This window comes from Halocalculus aciditolerans, from assembly GCF_014647475.1.
GTDB lineage: Archaea > Halobacteriota > Halobacteria > Halobacteriales > Halobacteriaceae > Halocalculus > Halocalculus aciditolerans.
On record NZ_BMPG01000022.1, the window covers coordinates 1 to 717 of the forward strand.

At 54.5% G+C, this 717-nt stretch carries 1 rRNA gene; it reads right to left on the reverse strand.

Features of this window, described 5'->3' with window-relative positions:
• Positions 1 to 717: ribosomal RNA gene (locus IEY26_RS17410) — 23S ribosomal RNA — on the reverse strand; the annotation flags it as partial.

Genomic DNA, 717 nt, shown 5'->3' on the forward strand with positions numbered 1-717 from the left:
TGGAATATTAACCAGTTTCCCTTTTGTCACACTCGAATTACGATGTGACTTAGGATCGCCTAACCCTCGGCTGATTAACATTGCCGAGGAACCCTTGCTCGTAAGGTCGTCGAGTTTCTCACTCGACTAACGCTGCTACTATGACCAGGATTTTCGTCCCCACTCGGTCCACACGAACTCTCGTCCATGCTTCCACCCGAGCGGAGTGCCAACTTACTAGATCACCATGTTACTGGTGCTGCTAGGTCTCGGTGATGTGCTTGAGCCCCGATCATTTTGGGCGCCTCGAACCTCGGCCGGTAAGCTGTTACGCTTTTCTTAGAGGGTAGCTGCTTCTAAGCTCACCTCCCGGCTGTTTAGGGCTCGAGACCACCTTCAATCGCACTTAGCACATACTTGGGGACCTTAACCAAGCTCTGGGTTGTCTCCCTCACGGTGCACAGGCTTACCCCGCACACCGGATTCCCTGCTTCCACGGCGTTCGTAAGTTCGGAGTTTGACAGGGGGGTCGACTCCTCTCGGAGTCGAGCTCCCCAATCGGTCGCTCTACCTCACGAACTACCTCCGCAGAGGTCATGCTTCGACATGTTTCAGTTGGAACCAGCTGTTGCCGAACTCGATGGGCCTTTCACCCCTACACACAGGTCACGGGAGGGTATTGTAAGACACCAACCCTAACAGGCCTCCACATGGCTTTCGCCATGCTTCACCTTGCCC